The sequence below is a fragment of the Chitinophaga sp. Hz27 genome, assembly GCF_042263525.1.
Classification (GTDB): domain Bacteria; phylum Bacteroidota; class Bacteroidia; order Chitinophagales; family Chitinophagaceae; genus Chitinophaga.
The window spans coordinates 73836-89490 of record NZ_JBHKFJ010000008.1 but is presented as its reverse complement, the minus strand read 5'-3'; the positions used below and the strand labels follow the sequence as shown (position 1 = coordinate 89490).

The 15655-nt window shown below is 42.4% G+C and carries 15 protein-coding genes and 1 tRNA gene; 6 read left to right on the top strand and 10 right to left on the bottom strand.

Annotated elements, in window-relative coordinates; genetic code table 11:
• The first annotated feature begins 46 nt into the window (after positions 1 to 46).
• The 5 genes from ACE38W_RS19590 (at position 47) to ACE38W_RS19570 (ending at position 5048) form a co-directional block, all read left to right on the top strand.
• Positions 47 to 1600 (top strand): response regulator, encoded by a 1554-nt coding sequence (locus ACE38W_RS19590; RefSeq protein ID WP_375833557.1) that lies wholly within the window; start codon positions 47 to 49, stop codon positions 1598 to 1600.
• A 34-nt stretch (positions 1601 to 1634) separates the two neighbouring features.
• On the top strand, positions 1635 to 1955 hold the full coding sequence (locus ACE38W_RS19585; RefSeq protein WP_375833554.1) for a hypothetical protein: 321 nt from the start codon (positions 1635 to 1637) through the stop codon (positions 1953 to 1955).
• A gap of 21 nt (positions 1956 to 1976) precedes the next feature.
• Positions 1977 to 2738 carry an MBL fold metallo-hydrolase gene (locus tag ACE38W_RS19580; protein ID WP_375833552.1) on the top strand — a complete coding sequence of 254 codons (762 nt, stop codon included), beginning with the start codon at positions 1977 to 1979 and terminating at the stop codon, positions 2736 to 2738.
• A 181-nt stretch (positions 2739 to 2919) separates the two neighbouring features.
• Positions 2920 to 3864 (top strand): ComEA family DNA-binding protein, encoded by a 945-nt coding sequence (locus ACE38W_RS19575; protein WP_375833551.1) that lies wholly within the window; start codon positions 2920 to 2922, stop codon positions 3862 to 3864.
• A 44-nt stretch (positions 3865 to 3908) separates the two neighbouring features.
• Entirely contained in the window at positions 3909 to 5048 is a 1140-nt protein-coding gene (locus tag ACE38W_RS19570) for an acyl-CoA dehydrogenase family protein (RefSeq protein WP_375833548.1), read from the top strand.
• Positions 5049 to 5553: 505 nt separating this feature from the next.
• Here ACE38W_RS19570 and ACE38W_RS19565 read toward each other — a convergent pair.
• From ACE38W_RS19565 to tig, 4 genes are all read right to left on the bottom strand, one after another.
• Positions 5554 to 5847 carry a hypothetical protein gene (locus tag ACE38W_RS19565; protein ID WP_375833545.1) on the bottom strand — a complete coding sequence of 98 codons (294 nt, stop codon included), beginning with the start codon at positions 5845 to 5847 and terminating at the stop codon, positions 5554 to 5556.
• A gap of 35 nt (positions 5848 to 5882) precedes the next feature.
• Positions 5883 to 7127, bottom strand: a complete 1245-nt coding sequence (clpX, locus tag ACE38W_RS19560) for an ATP-dependent Clp protease ATP-binding subunit ClpX (protein WP_375833542.1) — start codon at positions 7125 to 7127, stop codon at positions 5883 to 5885.
• A 166-nt stretch (positions 7128 to 7293) separates the two neighbouring features.
• The gene (gene clpP, locus ACE38W_RS19555) at positions 7294 to 7998 is read right to left on the bottom strand and encodes an ATP-dependent Clp endopeptidase proteolytic subunit ClpP (protein WP_167013166.1); all 705 of its coding nucleotides are present in this window, start codon (positions 7996 to 7998) and stop codon (positions 7294 to 7296) included.
• Entirely contained in the window at positions 7988 to 9367 is a 1380-nt protein-coding gene (gene tig, locus ACE38W_RS19550) for a trigger factor (RefSeq protein ID WP_375833539.1), read from the bottom strand. Before tig ends, clpP begins: the two co-directional genes overlap by 11 nt.
• 424 nt (positions 9368 to 9791) lie before the next feature.
• Between tig and ACE38W_RS19545 the strand changes: the two genes are divergently transcribed.
• Positions 9792 to 10349, top strand: a complete 558-nt coding sequence (locus ACE38W_RS19545) for a hypothetical protein (RefSeq protein WP_375833536.1) — start codon at positions 9792 to 9794, stop codon at positions 10347 to 10349.
• Between the two features lie 31 nt (positions 10350 to 10380).
• Here ACE38W_RS19545 and ACE38W_RS19540 read toward each other — a convergent pair.
• The 6 genes from ACE38W_RS19540 to ACE38W_RS19515 all read right to left on the bottom strand — a co-directional run bounded on the left by ACE38W_RS19540 (position 10381) and on the right by ACE38W_RS19515 (position 15653).
• Positions 10381 to 10462, bottom strand: a tRNA-Leu gene (locus ACE38W_RS19540).
• Between the two features lie 147 nt (positions 10463 to 10609).
• The gene (locus ACE38W_RS19535) at positions 10610 to 11515 is read right to left on the bottom strand and encodes a DUF1501 domain-containing protein (protein ID WP_375833534.1); all 906 of its coding nucleotides are present in this window, start codon (positions 11513 to 11515) and stop codon (positions 10610 to 10612) included.
• The gene (locus ACE38W_RS19530) at positions 11512 to 12747 is read right to left on the bottom strand and encodes a sugar MFS transporter (RefSeq protein WP_375833532.1); all 1236 of its coding nucleotides are present in this window, start codon (positions 12745 to 12747) and stop codon (positions 11512 to 11514) included. Before ACE38W_RS19530 ends, ACE38W_RS19535 begins: the two co-directional genes overlap by 4 nt.
• A gap of 2 nt (positions 12748 to 12749) precedes the next feature.
• Positions 12750 to 13946, bottom strand: a complete 1197-nt coding sequence (locus ACE38W_RS19525) for an AGE family epimerase/isomerase (RefSeq protein ID WP_375833529.1) — start codon at positions 13944 to 13946, stop codon at positions 12750 to 12752.
• 11 nt (positions 13947 to 13957) lie between these two features.
• Positions 13958 to 14890 (bottom strand): DUF4434 domain-containing protein, encoded by a 933-nt coding sequence (locus tag ACE38W_RS19520; RefSeq protein WP_167013154.1) that lies wholly within the window; start codon positions 14888 to 14890, stop codon positions 13958 to 13960.
• Positions 14891 to 14960: 70 nt separating this feature from the next.
• The gene (locus ACE38W_RS19515) at positions 14961 to 15653 is read right to left on the bottom strand and encodes a GDSL-type esterase/lipase family protein (protein ID WP_375833526.1); all 693 of its coding nucleotides are present in this window, start codon (positions 15651 to 15653) and stop codon (positions 14961 to 14963) included.
• Positions 15654 to 15655 lie beyond the last annotated feature (2 nt).

The window sequence follows — 15655 nt, the reverse complement described above, 5'->3', positions numbered from 1 at the left end:
AAAAATGGGTTAATTTCCTGTTTTAAAGGACCTTTCAATACTAACTATGAGCCAGATAAATATACTATGGGTAGATGATGAAATCGATTCCCTGAAATCGCAGATCATCTTTTTAGAGAATAAGGGTTATAAGGTATCTGCCCTCACCAACGGCTACGATGCCCTGGAGTTCCTTAAAGAACAGGTAGTAGATGTGGTACTTCTGGACGAATCCATGCCTGGTATTACCGGCCTCGAAACCCTGGGAAAAATTAAAGAAATAGACCAGCAGATACCGGTAGTCATGATTACCAAAAATGAAGCGGAAAACGTCATGGACGATGCTATCGGCTCCCAGATAACGGACTACCTTATCAAGCCGGTCAATCCTAATCAGGTATTACTATCTCTCAAAAAAATTATTGATAATAAACGACTTATAGCAGAAAAAACCACCAGCGCGTATCAGCAGCAATTCAGGACCCTATTTATGGCACTGAATTCTAACCCTGACCACGCAGAATGGATGGATATCTACAAAAAACTGGTTTATTGGGAAATGGAAATGACCAAAACCGACAGCCCCGAAATGCTGGAAGTTTTTAATACCCAGAAAGCAGAAGCCAACACTGAATTTGCGAAGTTTATCAGCCGCAATTACAGCAACTGGCTGCATCCCAAAGCACAGGATGCACCAACTATGTCGCATACGCTTTTCAGAGATAAAGTTATTCCTGCACTGGATCCCAACGTTCCGAATGTTTTTCTGCTGATAGATAATCTGCGCTACGACCAGTGGAAGGCCATACTACCTATATTCCTGGAGTCTTTCCGTCTCGTAGAAGAAGATACTTTCTATAGCATACTGCCAACCAGCACACAATACAGCCGCAACGCCATTTTCGCAGGATTGCTGCCCATTGATATAGAGCATAAATTCCCGGAAGAATGGAAAAATGATGATGAAGAAGGTGGTAAAAACCTCTATGAAGAGAAGTTCTTTGCCGCACAACTACAACGGCTGCGCATGGATACACGCTTTTCCTATACTAAAGTAGTGAACCATGCAGACGCACAGCAGATGCTGACCAACATTCATAACATCCTGGATTACCCGCTGTCTATCATCATATACAACTTCGTAGACATGTTAAGCCACGCCCGTACTGAGATGGAAGTGCTGAAAGAACTGGCAGGAGACGAAACTTCATATCGCTCTATCACCGCCAGCTGGTTTGAACATTCACCGCTACATCAGGCGCTGAAACGCCTCAGTGATAAGAAAATTAATCTAATCATCGCTACAGATCATGGCAGTGTAAGGGTTAAAACGCCGGTGAAAGTAATCGGCGACAAACAAACGACCACGAACCTACGCTATAAACATGGACGAAACCTGAACTATGATCCTAAAGAGGTACTAGCCTTCAGAGACCCCAGGGAAGCGGGCTTACCTAAGCCAAACGTAAATTCTTCCTACATATTTGCGAGAGAAGATGGTTATCTCTGCTATCCGAATAACTACAATTATTTTGTGAACTATTACCGTAATACCTTCCAGCATGGCGGTATTTCACTGGAAGAGATGATAGTGCCGGTAGCGCGTCTGGTATCCAAATAGTCCATCGCTATCTGCTTTTAATTATTTTTGCAGCATGAATTTAAAAGTCACGCCAAATAACCTGAGCAAGCTGGAAAAGATTTTCGATGATGCCAAGTATGTACTGCGCTTCGAAAAGGGAACTTTCACTTCCGGCTACTGCATTCTGGAACATAAGAAAGTGGTGGTTATTAACAAGTTTCTTAACCTGGAAGGTCGTATCAATACGCTGCTGGATATTCTTACTACCTTGCCGCTCGATGAAGAATTACTCACCGCCGAGTCGCACAAGCTGTATAAACAGATTCTTAACAGCAGACCAGTGGCAGATGATGCAGCTGCCACACCAGATGAGGAAGGAGAAGTAACTGAATAGTTTAAGACAAAAGCAATTGGAATGAAAGTAACTTTTCTTGGAACCGGGACCTCACAGGGAGTACCTGTAATTGCCTGTGGCTGTGAAGTGTGTAGTTCTGCCAATCATAAAGACAAAAGATTGCGCAGCAGTATTATGATCTCTTCACCCGCAGGTAATATTGTGGTAGATACTACCCCGGATTTCCGCTACCAGATGCTCCGTGAAAAGGTACAGCACCTGGAAGCCGTTTTAATTACGCATTCTCATAAAGATCATATCGCTGGCATGGATGATATCCGTGCCTTCAATTATTTTCAGCAAAGTCCAATAGATATTTACGCAACAGATTTCTCTCAAAATGTGATCATGCGCGAATTTGCCTATGCTTTTGCAGATTATAAATATCCCGGTATTCCGGAAATCAACCTGAAAGCCATTGATGATGAACCATTTGAAGTGAATGGGTTGAGAATCATTCCTATCCAGGTGATGCATTATAAGATGCCTGTTACCGGCTTCCGTATCCATGATTTTACTTATATCACAGACGCTAATTCCATAGCACCAGAGGAGAAAGACAAGATTCGTGGTTCTAAAGTAATGGTAGTGAATGCGCTGAGGCGTGAGAAACATATCTCTCACTTTACGCTGGATGAAGCTGTAGCACTGGGGCAAGAACTGGAAATTCCGCAGGTTTATTTTACGCATATCAGCCATCAGCTTGGTTTGCATGATGAAGTGATGAAGGAGCTGCCAGCAGGAATGGCATTAGCGTATGATGGCTTGTCTATAGAGATTTAATGAAGTATAAAGAACAGTTATATATTGAAATGACATCTTCGGATGTCATTTTTTTTTGTCCAAAGGGAGATGATCAAGCGTTTTTGTAATATTTTTTAAAGATTTTTCCTCTGTTAACATCTGGTAAAGGAATGATAGGAGTAGATGGGATAATTTCGACCTTCCAAAAATTTGTTAACCCATGTGGAATCGGCTGAAAGCAGCAGTATTGCATGTTTCTGTGAAGGAACGTATAGGCATCCTGGTATTGAGTTGTTTGGTGGTAGTTTGTTGTCTGGTACATAGGATTGCATCTTGTTATATCGATCAGCAGGACACCGATAGTCTTAAGCTCAAAGCGGCAGTAACAGCGTTTGAATCGCAGTTAATGGCCTATGAAAAAGATAGTAATGCCTGGCCATCGAAACGAGTTTATACCGAAAGGACTGACAAGCAGCATTTTAATGCTGCTATCAATGTAGCATCCGCATTGTTTTATTTTGATCCCAACAAGATGAGTATAGAAAAGTGGCAAAAGCAGGGGCTAAGCGCTAAAACGGCCACTGGCATCATCCATTATGTTGAAAAAGGGGGGAAGTTCAGAAAACCGGAAGATCTGGGAAAGATATATGGTTTGCATGCGGAGATGCTGGCCCGTATTTTACCGTATGTAAGGATTCCGGATGAAATAACGGCTACGTATAAACGTAGTGATAGTATATATCCTACTTACAGAAAGAAATCTTTACAGGTTATAGATATTAACATGGCTGATACTTTGGTCTGGCAGGGTTTACCGGGGATAGGTCCTGGTTTTGCGAGGCGCATCGTTCTTTTCAGGGAGAAGCTGGGTGGTTTTTACAGTGTGGATCAGGTGGCCGAAACATATGGGCTTGCGGATAGTGTATTCAAAAAAATCCAACCATTTCTGAAGATAGGTGATAGTTCTCTAAAAAAAATGGACCTCAACCTCACAGATGAGAAGACTTTGGCAAATCATCCTTACATACGTTCGAAACTGGCGAGTATGATAGTGGCCTATCGTAATGCCCATGCGGGTTTCAAGAGAGTGGGTGAGTTGAAAAGCTTACCGTTGGTGGATGATATTATTTATCGTAAAATTGAACATTACATTGAAATGCCGTGATTGGACCTCATTTTTAGCATAATACCAAAACAAATATACCCGTTATGAATTTTGAGCCCACCGAAGAACAACAACAGATCGCACAGACTATCAGGGATTTCGGAAAGAAAGCCATACTTCCACATGTGCTGGAATGGGATGAAAGCCAGGAATTTCCGGTAGCATTATTCAAAGAGCTTGGTCAACTGGGCCTGATGGGCGTTTTAGTGCCAGAGCAATATGGAGGTAGTGGATTAGGCTACCTGGAATATGTAACCGTAGTAAGTGAGATAGCCCGTTTCTGCGGTGCTATTGGATTAAGTGTGGCGGCACATAATTCACTATGTACCGGCCATATCCTGCAATTCGCAAATGAATCACAGAAGCAGCGTTGGCTGCCCAAACTGGCTACCGCTGAATGGATAGGCGCATGGGGACTGACAGAACCCAATACCGGTTCAGATGCCATGAACATGAAATGTGTGGCAAAACAGGATGGCAATGACTGGATCATTGATGGTACAAAATGTTGGATTACACACGGCAAAAGCTGCGATATTGCCGTGGTGATAGCCAGGACAGGCTCCGTAAGAGATAGCCATGGAATGACCGCCTTTGTGGTCGAAAAAGGTACACCTGGTTTTAGTGGAGGAAAGAAAGAAAACAAATTAGGCATGAGAGCCTCCGAAACAGCCGAAATGGTATTTACTAATTGCCGTATTCCTGCAGAAAATGTACTAGGAGAAATAGGAGAGGGATTCATTCAATCCATGAAAGTATTGGATGGAGGTCGTATATCCATTGCCGCATTGTCGCTGGGTATCGCCAAAGGCGCCAGGGATGCTGCATTGAAATATGCCAAAGAACGTTATCAGTTTGATCAGCCTATTGCTAATTTCCAGGGTATATCTTTCAAATTGGCAGATATGGCTACAGAGATAGAAGCAGCAGAACTCCTGACCCTGCAAGCTGCTGATATGAAGAACAGGAAAGTGAAAATGACACAACAGGCAGCTATGGCCAAATACTTTGCCTCTGAAGTAGCTGTGAAAGTAGCGAATGACGCGGTACAGATTTTTGGCGGTTACGGCTATACGAAGGACTTCCCGGTAGAGAAATTTTACCGTGATGCTAAACTTTGTACAATAGGAGAGGGAACATCAGAAATACAGAAGATTGTGATCGCAAGGGAAGCTTTACGATAAGTATAGAGAAAAAGGTTGTTGATAACGATGAATATTAAGAGTGAAAATATTTTTTAATGTAAAAAAATATTAACTACAAACCATTCATCTTTTTTGACAATTAAATGAAATATTACCCCTTTTGTGTTATAGAATATTGCAAAAGGAACGTTAAATTTGGGTTAATTCATCACTCTTTACCGTTTATCAACCTTAACACAAAATCAAACTAAGATTTGAAACACATTTACGCAAACAAAGGCACCCTCTGAGGGTGCTTTTTATTGGGAAACTGCTCAAATCGCATGTAGAAGTTTGAAAAGATATTATAACCTGTAATCCACGTTATTTATTACTGATAAGTTATTTATTCTTACTCGTATAAAAAGACCGGTTTTAGCCGGTCTTTTTTATTGGCACTAAATTGTTCAGCGAGATTATTTCAGTTTGAATATAGGGCTAATAAAACGCAAAGAGGGTGTCTCTACTGAATAGAGACACCCTCTTTGCGTTTTATTCGAATGTTTTAGTGTTTGTCTTTTTCTTTATTAAAAAAGTCAGTCACTTTATTTTTAGCTGCTTCGGCCCAGTCTTCAGCAGTATCTTTTGCGTGATCCAGAAAATCACCTGCTTTATCCATTATGCCGTCACCTTTTTCTTCGGTTTTACCGGCCATACCGGCAAACCAGCTATCTACGGTGCCAGCAATGAAAGGAGGCAGTTTGCCTTTTACATATTCCTTTATTACGTCGATGGACTGAGTGGCCTGTTCTGCGGTAAGACCTACTTTTTCCTGTAACTGTTGAATAAGTTCCTGCATGATTGTGGGTTTTAAAGGGTTCGAAATCGATATTATTAAGCCACTTTCAGTTTAACCAGTGTGGATTTTTCCAGTTTGTTTTCTGCGTATTCCCTGGTTAATGTGAAGGTGGTTTCGTTGGCAGAAGGCAATTCGAACATTGCATCGCTGAGTACTACTTCGCAGATGGAACGGAGGCCACGTGCGCCCAGTTTGTATTCCATTGCTTTGTCAACGATGTAGTCTACTGCATCTTCTTCCACGATCAGGTCGATGTTTTCTACCTTGAACAGTTTTTTGTACTGTTTTACGAGTGCGTTCTTAGGTTGAGTAAGAATAGCTTTCAAGGTATCTCTGTCGAGAGAATTCAGGTAAGTCACCACAGGCAAACGACCCAGTAATTCAGGGATCAGACCAAAGGATTTGAGGTCCTGAGAGTTTACGTAGCGGAGGATTTGTTTCCTGCTTTCTTCTTCTTTCTCTTTATTCACATTGAAGCCGATAGAATGTGTTTGCACTCTTCTGCTGATGATCCTTTCTACGCCGTCGAATGCGCCGCCGCAGATAAAGAGGATATTTTGAGTGTTGAGTTTGATCAGCTTTTGTTCAGGGTGTTTACGACCGCCCTGAGGAGGAACGAGTACTTCAGTACCTTCCAGCAGTTTGAGTAGGCCTTGTTGCACGCCTTCGCCACTTACATCACGGGTGATGGAAGGGTTATCATTTTTACGGGCAATTTTATCGATCTCATCGATGTAAACGATACCACGTTCAGCTGCTTCCACATCGTAGTTACATACCTGCAGCAGGCGGCTGAGAATACTTTCTACGTCTTCACCTACGTAACCTGCTTCAGTAAATACGGTAGCATCTACGATGGTGAAAGGAACGTTGAGCAGTTTAGCTATTGATTTAGCGAGGAGGGTTTTACCAGTACCGGTTTCACCGACCATGATAATATTTGATTTTTCGATTTCTACTTCATCCTCATCGATTTGTTGGTTGAGGCGTTTGTAGTGGTTGTATACTGCTACGGCGAGGATTTTTTTAGCATCATCCTGACCGATCACATATTCATCCAGGAATTTTTTGATTTCCATTGGTTTGGAAACCTTAGGGGCGAATTGTGAAGCAGGAGTAGCCACAGGTTTTTTGCCTGGAGCGAACAGCTCCTGGTCAATAATTTCCTGTGCATTGGCTACACAGTTTTCACATATGTGTCCCTCTGCGCCTGCAATCAGTATCTGTACTTCTTCTTTGGAGCGGTTGCAGAAGGAACAACGAATTTTCGATTCTTTCATTTGAATAAATTAATTTTCGACGAATCTTGGGCGTTGCCTGCTATTAAAACACAGGGCTACAAATTTACACTAAAATTCCGGGCCCCGGTTAAATAAAAACAGTCTCTACTAAGTAGAGACTGTTAAAATAATCTAAATCAGGGAAACCCTGATCTGATATTAAGATTTACTGTGGAGTATCCAGCTGTTTTTTCGGATTTTTCTGCAGTACGTCGTCGATGATGCCATATTCTTTGGCTTCATCAGCAGTCATCCAGAAGTCACGATCGCCGTCTTTTTCCACTTTTTTCACCGGTTGACCAGCGTGGCCAGCGATGATTTCATTGAGTTCTTTTTTCAGTTTCACGAACTCACGTGCAGTGATTTCGATGTCAGAAGTCTGACCTTCGGCGCCACCGTGTGGTTGGTGAATCATCACGCGAGCGTGTTTCAGTGCAGTACGTTTACCTTTTGTACCTGCTACCAGAAGTACAGCGCCGAAAGAGGCGGCCATACCGGTACAGATAGTAGCTACATCAGGAGAGATGATCTGCATGGTATCATAAATACCCAGGCCAGCGTAAACGCTACCACCAGGGCTATTGATATACATCTGAATATCACGGTTGCGGTCTGAAGATTCCAGGAACAGCAGCTGCGCAGTGATTACATTCGCTACGTAGTCGTTCACAGGATCTCCAAGGAAGATAATACGATCAGCCATCAATCTCGAAAAAACGTCCATCTGTGTCATGTTCATCTGGCGTTCCTCTAAGATATACGGAGTCAGACTGTTCACCTGATGGCTCTTAGCGTAGCTATCTACTACCAGGCTGCTGATCCCGTGATGCTTAATCGCATACTTTCTGAATTCGTTATTATTAATGTTCATGATGGTGATGTTTATGAGGTAAATTAACAAAATCCTCTGCTTTGATTTCCTCTTCTTTAATATTCACCTTCGCTTCAGCCCAGTCAAACAGTTTCTGGGTAATCATTTCACGATAAGTCTGGTCTACGAATTTCTCATCTTGCAACAGACGTTCCAGGTAGCTATCCAGCCATTCTGCACCGTCGGTAGCAGCGCCACCGTAGTAACCTAAAACTTTTTGTTTAGCGTTTTCTTTCAGTTCATCGAAAGATACTTCCAGTTTATTATCGCGAATCAGTTTATCACTGATCAGTGTCCAGCGCAGTTGATGGTCGAAGCTTGGGAATTCTTTTTCAGCTTCTTCTGCAGTTTTAGGTTTTTCACCGCCTACTTGCAGCCAGCGTTTCAGGAAATCTTTTGGTAATTCAATAGGTGTTTCGTGAACCAGAACTTCAAACAGATCGTTGTGCATGTGGTTCTTAGCCTCGGAATTCCAGTACTTTTCGATTTCTTCTTTCAGTTTAGCACGGAATGCTTCTTCTGTAGTGATGTTATCCGCAGGATAAACTTCTTTGAAGAATTCTTCATTCAGTTCTCTTTTTTCAATCAGACCTACTTTAGTGATGGCCAGTTTGAAATTTTTCTGTGCAGCTTCTTTTTCGTCAGCAGCAAAGCCGAGGTCTCTCAGTACCCAGCCCAGACGCTGTTCGTCAAAAGAAGTAGCCAGTTGTAAAGTGATGGAATCACCAGCTTTTTTGCCTTTCAGCTGCTCCTGGATAGCAGGAGTGAAGTATTTCACCAGCAGGGCATTTTCTTTGTTGATACCACCTTCTACTACATTACCTGCAGCATCTGATTCTTCGAATGTAACGTTTATTACGTTATCTTCTGAATCAATTGTTTCTGGTTCAGTCATTTTACCACCTTTCAGTTGTAAACGCTCAACCTCGTCCTGTACCATTTCTTCGGTAACAGTAACTTTATATTTAGTAAGAGTAGTTTTATTGTTTTCGAGTGGAGTCACATCGAAAGAAGGTTTAACACCAACTTCAAAGTCGAAAGAATAATCAACTGGCTGATTGAAGTCTAAATTTTTAGCTTCTTTTTCCAGTGACAGTGGCTGACCAAAGAGTTCCAGTTTCTCGGTCTGGATATAGCCCATCAGTTCTTTTTCTACTGATTTCAACACCTCGTCGCTGAAAATAGCGGCACCGTGCATCTTCTTAACCATACCTGCAGGAACCATTCCTTTACGGAAGCCTGGGATGTTAGCATTCTTCGTGAATTGCTTTACTGCTTTGTCAAAATTAGGAAGGTAATCTTCCGCGCTCACTTTCACAGTGATCTTATCGTTCAATAAACCAATGTTTTCTCTGGTAACGGTTGCCATAATTGAATTGTATAAAATGTTCTTTAAGAAGCAATAATAATTCCTGTTTTATTTTTCTGCCATGACGTCATTTCAAAAAATACCGGCAGTTTTCCGGAAAATTCCTGAAAGGTAAGCGGAGACTTGTTTTTTACCCGAACATCTGAATGGGGAAAGACGCCCTCCTGATAATTTGATGGTGTTGTCATATTGGCATAAAGCCTGCCTGTTCCTCTTCTCTTTTTTCCTGATTTCCTATGCTTTTCTGTCCTATCTCGTCGATTAAGCTATTGATTTACATAAAATTATGAAAATACGCCCAATCTAGCAGAGCGCGAAGATAGTACGTTTTATCGAAGTAAAAGGGTAAAAGCGGGTTAAAATTTAGTCTTTTACCATTGAAATCGCAGGTATTTGCGATAATTTTTATATAAATGTTTCCCCTATGCGCATGCACTGCCTAATGCTGTTCTATGTAATAATCTTCTTTTCATGCACTTCAAAAACTGTAAAAAGTCCCCATGACAATGGACTTCCAGTGCAACAAGATACTATCAAAAAAAGGCTTGCTAACTTTCATATTCTCACTGATTCATTTCCATCTAGTACACCATTGCAGGTGCTGGATTCTCCGCCATCCTTCCGTAATGCCACCATTAGTATTGTGGAATATAAAATTATTGCTGACGCCAGGCTATCAACATTAGACACTATGGCAAATGTACTGCTCTATAAAAAATGCAAATACTGGAAGCTAGATAGCGCCACCATGGTTACGCTCATTCGAAATGCAGAAGCCGCAGATGCTGATTTTATTGATAAGATGTGTGATGTTTTGCCTGCGCAGATAGTTGGATATGCTTTGATTGATGGTGTAGAACATCAGTTTTTTATAAATGCAGCATCCCACATGATTATTTTCAAAGGGCATGTAAGAGGGAATTATGTCTGGACAGACCACAAATACAGGAAGTATTTTTTATTGCCTGTTACGGGGGAGTAAACAAAAAAGCCAGCATCACTGCTGGCTTTAGTGCGGATGAAGGGACTCGAACCCCCATGCCTCGCGGCACCAGATCCTAAGTCTGGCGTGTCTACCAATTTCACCACATCCGCAGGTGATGATTTGCAATTGATAATTACTGCCAAAATAACCGGCAGCTAGCAAAGGATTGCAAAGGTATTCTTTTTTAGGAATAAACAAAATCAATTATAACTGAAATCCCTTCTATACGATGCGGTGTACAGAAGGGAAATTTCAAATTAGGCCCAGGATTGCCTCCTGTAGCCATTCTTCGAGGTCAGCTGGTGATTTATTCCCATCCAATCTCCGATAGTAGCATATACTTCACGGAAGTCGGTTTTGGCCGTTTCCCGTTCCAGCATCCCTGCCACGCTGCAATCTTCAATACCAGCGCGCTTCAGCTGACCTCCAAAAACATATAGCTGTCCAGCCGCGCCATGATCAGTACCCTTCCGGTTATTTTCTTTCGGACTTCTGCCAAACTCTGTCCAGGCAACAACCATCGTGTTGTTAATATGTGCACTGTCCTTTAATTGTTTCATAAAATTGCTGATACCCTCGCTGAAGGCTGCCAGTAGCAAATCATGCTGTACCCTTTGAAACTGGTGGGTATCAAATCCATCCAAGGCGACATGATAGATATGACCTGCATTATCTGCACTGATCTCTGTGTAAATCTTATCTAGTGCCACTTCGTATTCCAACTCACTGTAATCTCTGACAGGTTGTGTGTCAGGAAGCCAATGATTTGCTGCTAAGCCTTGCAAACAGCCTGTCTGCCATATTTGGGCGGCATGAAAATGAGATTGCTCTTTATGATCAAATCCCACTTGGTGCATCACCAACATCTGACCCGCTTCGTATATGGGTAACAGTGATGATAGTGAAGGATGAAATCCCCATTTATCATCTACATATATCATCTCTTCCTTACTGACAGCAATAGTAGGACGCATTGCCCTGTACATAGGGTCTGCATATGGGATCACGGTATTCAGGCCATCATTCCCTCCTTTAAGGTGGACAAAAATCAGGTTTTTGTTACCATTACTGACAGCAGATTTTCCTGCCGCTTTGAGCACGGTAGGCATCATAGCTACTCCTGCAGCCAGACTACCGTGTTTTAGAAAGTCACGTCTTCTCATGCTGTCCTGGGTTTATGACCATTCAGTCCGTAAAATAAAATGTAGAGATAGCAAGCTACTGGTATCATAAACGCCACCTGCCAGGTATAATGATCCTTTACAAAGCCCTGCAGATAAGAGATGACGGCCCCGCCGCAAATTGCGGTAGACAGCAGCCCTGAGGCGGCTGTAGTATGCTTGCCAACACCATGAACCGATAAAGAGAAAATTGTTGCAAACATGATGGCATTACACAAGCCTACGCCAATCATGCTGTAAACAGCCACCAGACCAGTACTGCTTATAGACAATGCAATCAATGCAATAGCTGCCGTTGCACATGTTGATAACACTATTGCTGGTTTCAATATTCTTAGTAATCCTGCGCCAATCAATCTACCTACCAACATAGCCCCCCAGTAAATAGCAACGTAATTGTTAGCTTCCTGCTCTGGTATATGCAACAGGTCCACAATGTAGTTGGTGAGAAATGTACCTACCGATACCTCTGCACCTACGTACATGAAGATGCCTATAATGCCTAAATTCAGCTGCCTGAAAGAGAATAGTCCTTTACTATTGCTATCCTGGCCGGTTTCAGAGGTGGATATAACGGGAAGGGATAAACGTGAAACTATAATCGCGATCACGAGCAGTAAGGCTGCAATCCCCAGATAAGGATATCTCACGGCTTCGCTGGAAGCATTCGATTCTTCTAACCTGGACAAAATAAAATGTGCACCAAACAACGGAGCCACCGTAGTACCGGCAGAACCAACGCCCTGTATCAGCGCCAGCCTGGCAGATGCTGTATTCGCAGGACCTAACACGGTGATATAAGGATTGGCAGCCACCTGCAGCAACACAATACCAATAGCTACCACAAATAGTGCTGCCAGAAATAAAGTATACTGATGGAACACGGAAGCTGGATAGAACAGCAGTCCGCCGAAAGCAGCTATCGCAAATCCAAGCACCATGCCCTTTTTATAGCCGGTACGGGTAACTATTTTACCTGCTGGTATCGACATAATACCATATGTCAGGAAGAAATAGAACTGTACCAATGAAGACTGGGAATAGGTGAGTGTGAACCCTTTCTTGAAAAAAGGTACCAGTGTATCATTCAGGCAGGTGATAAAGCCCATCATGAAATACAATACTGCCAGCGAGATAAGCGCTGGCGTGTATGATTGCCCGGAACCACTTACAGGAGAGGATTTTAGATCATTGGTTGATGAAACTATTGGCATAGTTATTTTGCTTGTGTTGATAAAACTTCATATTTGGCTTCAATCTCTTCCAATGTTTTCCAGCATTGGAAAAGGCCGCGTGGAACGTGGAAACAGCCTTTCCATTTACCGCCTTTCAAAGTCAGCAATGGTTGGCCCTGACGATTTAGGTAACCATACCATTCACCATTGGAAGGGTCTGGGAACCTGGCCCATGTATAATTGTGCACTTTCTGGAACCATTGCCAGCAGCGAGTATCGCCGGTATGCAGGTAGCCTTTCAGCAGACTGATAATTGTTTCGATGTGTACCCACCAGAGTTTCTGGTCCCACTCCAATTGCTGTGGCGGTGCGCCTTTAACGTCCAGGAAGTAGAAGATACCACCATGTTCTTTATCCCAGCCATATTCCAGTAGGTTGAGTGTAATATCGGTTGCTTTTCTGATGAGTGCTGTATCATTGTTACGGGTGGCAAGGTCCATGATAAACCACATCGCTTCCAGTCCGTGACCAGGATTGATGAGCCTTCCCTCAAAAGAATCGCTGAAACTACCATCAGGTGTGGTGTTTTCCAGTATCAGGCCTGAGTCTTCCTGATAAAATATATCCATTACAGTATGAACACCATGTTGAATAGTACTTTCTACCAGTTCTTTATCTAACAGGTGTTCCATCTCCAGTACAAGGTTGCAGAGTATCATCGGCAATGCAAAGTTCTGCAAAGGTCTTGTGCCTGGAAATGCTTTACTGTACTTGCCTTTAGGATCGTTTTGTCTTTCTAAGATATTGTAAAACGTATCCGTAGCGATCTTTCCATATTCTTCTTTGCCAGTGGCCTGGTATAACTGCCCAAACGCCATTGCAGCAAAGCAGTCAGAAAATATATTATAAGGTTGTATTAAAGGCTCACCAGTGCGTGTTAGAGAGAAGTACCAGTTACCTTCTGCATCGCGACCATGCTTTTTCAGGAATTCCGCTCCCTGAGCAGCCATATCCAGCCATTCCTGCTTTTTCTCTACTCTGTTGTACAGCATACTGAAACACCATACTTCCCTGCATTGCAGCCAGATAAATTTATCTGTGTCAAATACTTTTCCATATCTGTCAAGACAAGTGAAATATCCACCGTAATCCTTATCAGGAGAGTTTTTCATCCAGAATGGTACTACATCTTCCAGCAGATTTTTCTGGTATAATGCAGCATATTCTTTATAGCCCATAGTTATTTTAATTAGAGGGTTTTGATATATTCTTTATAACGATTGTATAAGTGTCCGGCCTGCAGATAGGCAGACTGTGGACTCATAAAGTGAGAGAATTCGAAAGTGATGGCTTTGTCATAACCGGCTTTGCGTGCGGCTTCCAGCTTCATGCGGAGTTTTTCGAATTTTATTGGCAGGAACTTTATTGGCATGTCACGGTCAAATGATTCTGCATTTGTCCAACATTGAATACCATATTTGTCAGCAATACTTTTGTTCACTGCGAAGAAGTCCGGGAGTTCATAAAATTCAATATGCCCATCCTGGAATGCGCAGGCATCAACTACGCCTTTGATACCATCAAATATCTCTGACCATTCAGCTTCATGTTGTTTCAGGGAAACGGCGTCTTCTTTAGAAAGTGTTCCAGAAGCGGCCATCACAGCTTTTTTGCCATCTATCCAAGGAGAAATAAGTGTTGGCAAACCACCGGAGATATCTTTACAATGCTTACCCAGCTTAGCATAGAGGTCTATTACTTTTCCGGTACGGCGACTCACTTCCTGTGTCAGGTACCATCCCTGGAAGGATTTATAGTGGCCGTAGGTTTTCCACACTTCATCAATTACTTTCAGGTTGATATCCACTTCCTTTTGGAAATCGCCTTTCCACCAGTAGTTGCCAGAATCATAGAGTCCGAAATAGAATTTCATTTTATGTTTATCGGCAAGTTCCAGGAACATCTTTACCAGATCCACCGGAGGTTCGTAGCAATTTTCTTCCTTCATCAATACTTTTGAAGGGTAAGTTAACCAGCGTTGAAAACCGCTGCGTATAAGGAATACTGTGTCTATTCCTATAGCCTTCATATGCGAGAAGTCAGCGTCCCATTCTGCGCGACCCCAATTTTGATGGGGAATATCATGGCTGATTTCATCAAGAAAAGTACCTGTGATTTTCATTGTTATTATTTTAAGATGGCACGATAGGTTATCAGTTAACTAACGTGTGAAATGATATTGGATGATGTATCTATAAATAGTGTTTATCTCGCAGAAAGCTTGTCCAGCGTATGTATGCAGCTGCTGAAAGATGGATGCCGTCATAGGTATATGCAGCAGGCATCTGACCATCTTTATCAGCAAGTAATTGATAGAGGTCGATGAATGGAACATTATTGGCAGCTGCCAGTTCTTTCAAGGCCTTATTCATACGTTGTATTTCAGGAATAGTGCCGGTATAATAGGCACGGTTAATAATGGTTTCGTTTATGGGTAATACGCTTTGGATATAAACCTTTGTGTTGGGAGATAATGTTTTGATTTTGTCGAGGATACGGCGATAGTTGAATAACGTGTTTTCCAAAGGGATCTTTCTGCCGATATCGTTTACACCGATCATGATAAACAACTTGTCAGGTTTGGAAGAAAGTACTTCGTCCATACGTGCAAGCACACCATAGCTGATATCGCCGGCGATACCGCGATTACGTACATGCGGATTGTTGAGTAGCTCGGCCCAATCGCCCCAATGTGTGATGCTGTTTCCGAGAAAAATGATTTCGTGTTTTGTATCTGGTAGTCCTTTGAAGTAGTTCAGCCTTGAATCATACAAGTAGTTGTGATAGGTAGAGTCATAGCTGGCTTTGGCTGTATCCTGCTGTTGCGCACTGCACAGCGAAGAGGCTGTCAGTGCGCATATCAGCATGAGTGTATATTTCCGCATGG

Excerpts from the sequence above, each read along its gene's own strand:
- ACE38W_RS19590 (WP_375833557.1), top strand. The coding sequence starts at position 47 with ATGAGCCAGATAAATATACTATGGGTAGATGATGAAATCGATTCCCTG.
- ACE38W_RS19585 (WP_375833554.1), top strand. The coding sequence starts at position 1,635 with ATGAATTTAAAAGTCACGCCAAATAACCTGAGCAAGCTGGAAAAGATT.
- ACE38W_RS19580 (WP_375833552.1), top strand. The coding sequence starts at position 1,977 with ATGAAAGTAACTTTTCTTGGAACCGGGACCTCACAGGGAGTACCTGTA.
- ACE38W_RS19575 (WP_375833551.1), top strand. The coding sequence starts at position 2,920 with ATGTGGAATCGGCTGAAAGCAGCAGTATTGCATGTTTCTGTGAAGGAA.
- ACE38W_RS19570 (WP_375833548.1), top strand. The coding sequence starts at position 3,909 with ATGAATTTTGAGCCCACCGAAGAACAACAACAGATCGCACAGACTATC.
- ACE38W_RS19565 (WP_375833545.1), bottom strand. The coding sequence starts at position 5,847 with ATGCAGGAACTTATTCAACAGTTACAGGAAAAAGTAGGTCTTACCGCA.
- clpX (WP_375833542.1), bottom strand. The coding sequence starts at position 7,127 with ATGAAAGAATCGAAAATTCGTTGTTCCTTCTGCAACCGCTCCAAAGAA.
- clpP (WP_167013166.1), bottom strand. The coding sequence starts at position 7,998 with ATGAACATTAATAATAACGAATTCAGAAAGTATGCGATTAAGCATCAC.
- tig (WP_375833539.1), bottom strand. The coding sequence starts at position 9,367 with ATGGCAACCGTTACCAGAGAAAACATTGGTTTATTGAACGATAAGATC.
- ACE38W_RS19545 (WP_375833536.1), top strand. The coding sequence starts at position 9,792 with ATGCGCATGCACTGCCTAATGCTGTTCTATGTAATAATCTTCTTTTCA.
- ACE38W_RS19535 (WP_375833534.1), bottom strand. The coding sequence starts at position 11,515 with ATGAGAAGACGTGACTTTCTAAAACACGGTAGTCTGGCTGCAGGAGTA.
- ACE38W_RS19530 (WP_375833532.1), bottom strand. The coding sequence starts at position 12,747 with ATGCCAATAGTTTCATCAACCAATGATCTAAAATCCTCTCCTGTAAGT.
- ACE38W_RS19525 (WP_375833529.1), bottom strand. The coding sequence starts at position 13,946 with ATGGGCTATAAAGAATATGCTGCATTATACCAGAAAAATCTGCTGGAA.
- ACE38W_RS19520 (WP_167013154.1), bottom strand. The coding sequence starts at position 14,890 with ATGAAAATCACAGGTACTTTTCTTGATGAAATCAGCCATGATATTCCC.
- ACE38W_RS19515 (WP_375833526.1), bottom strand. The coding sequence starts at position 15,653 with ATGCGGAAATATACACTCATGCTGATATGCGCACTGACAGCCTCTTCG.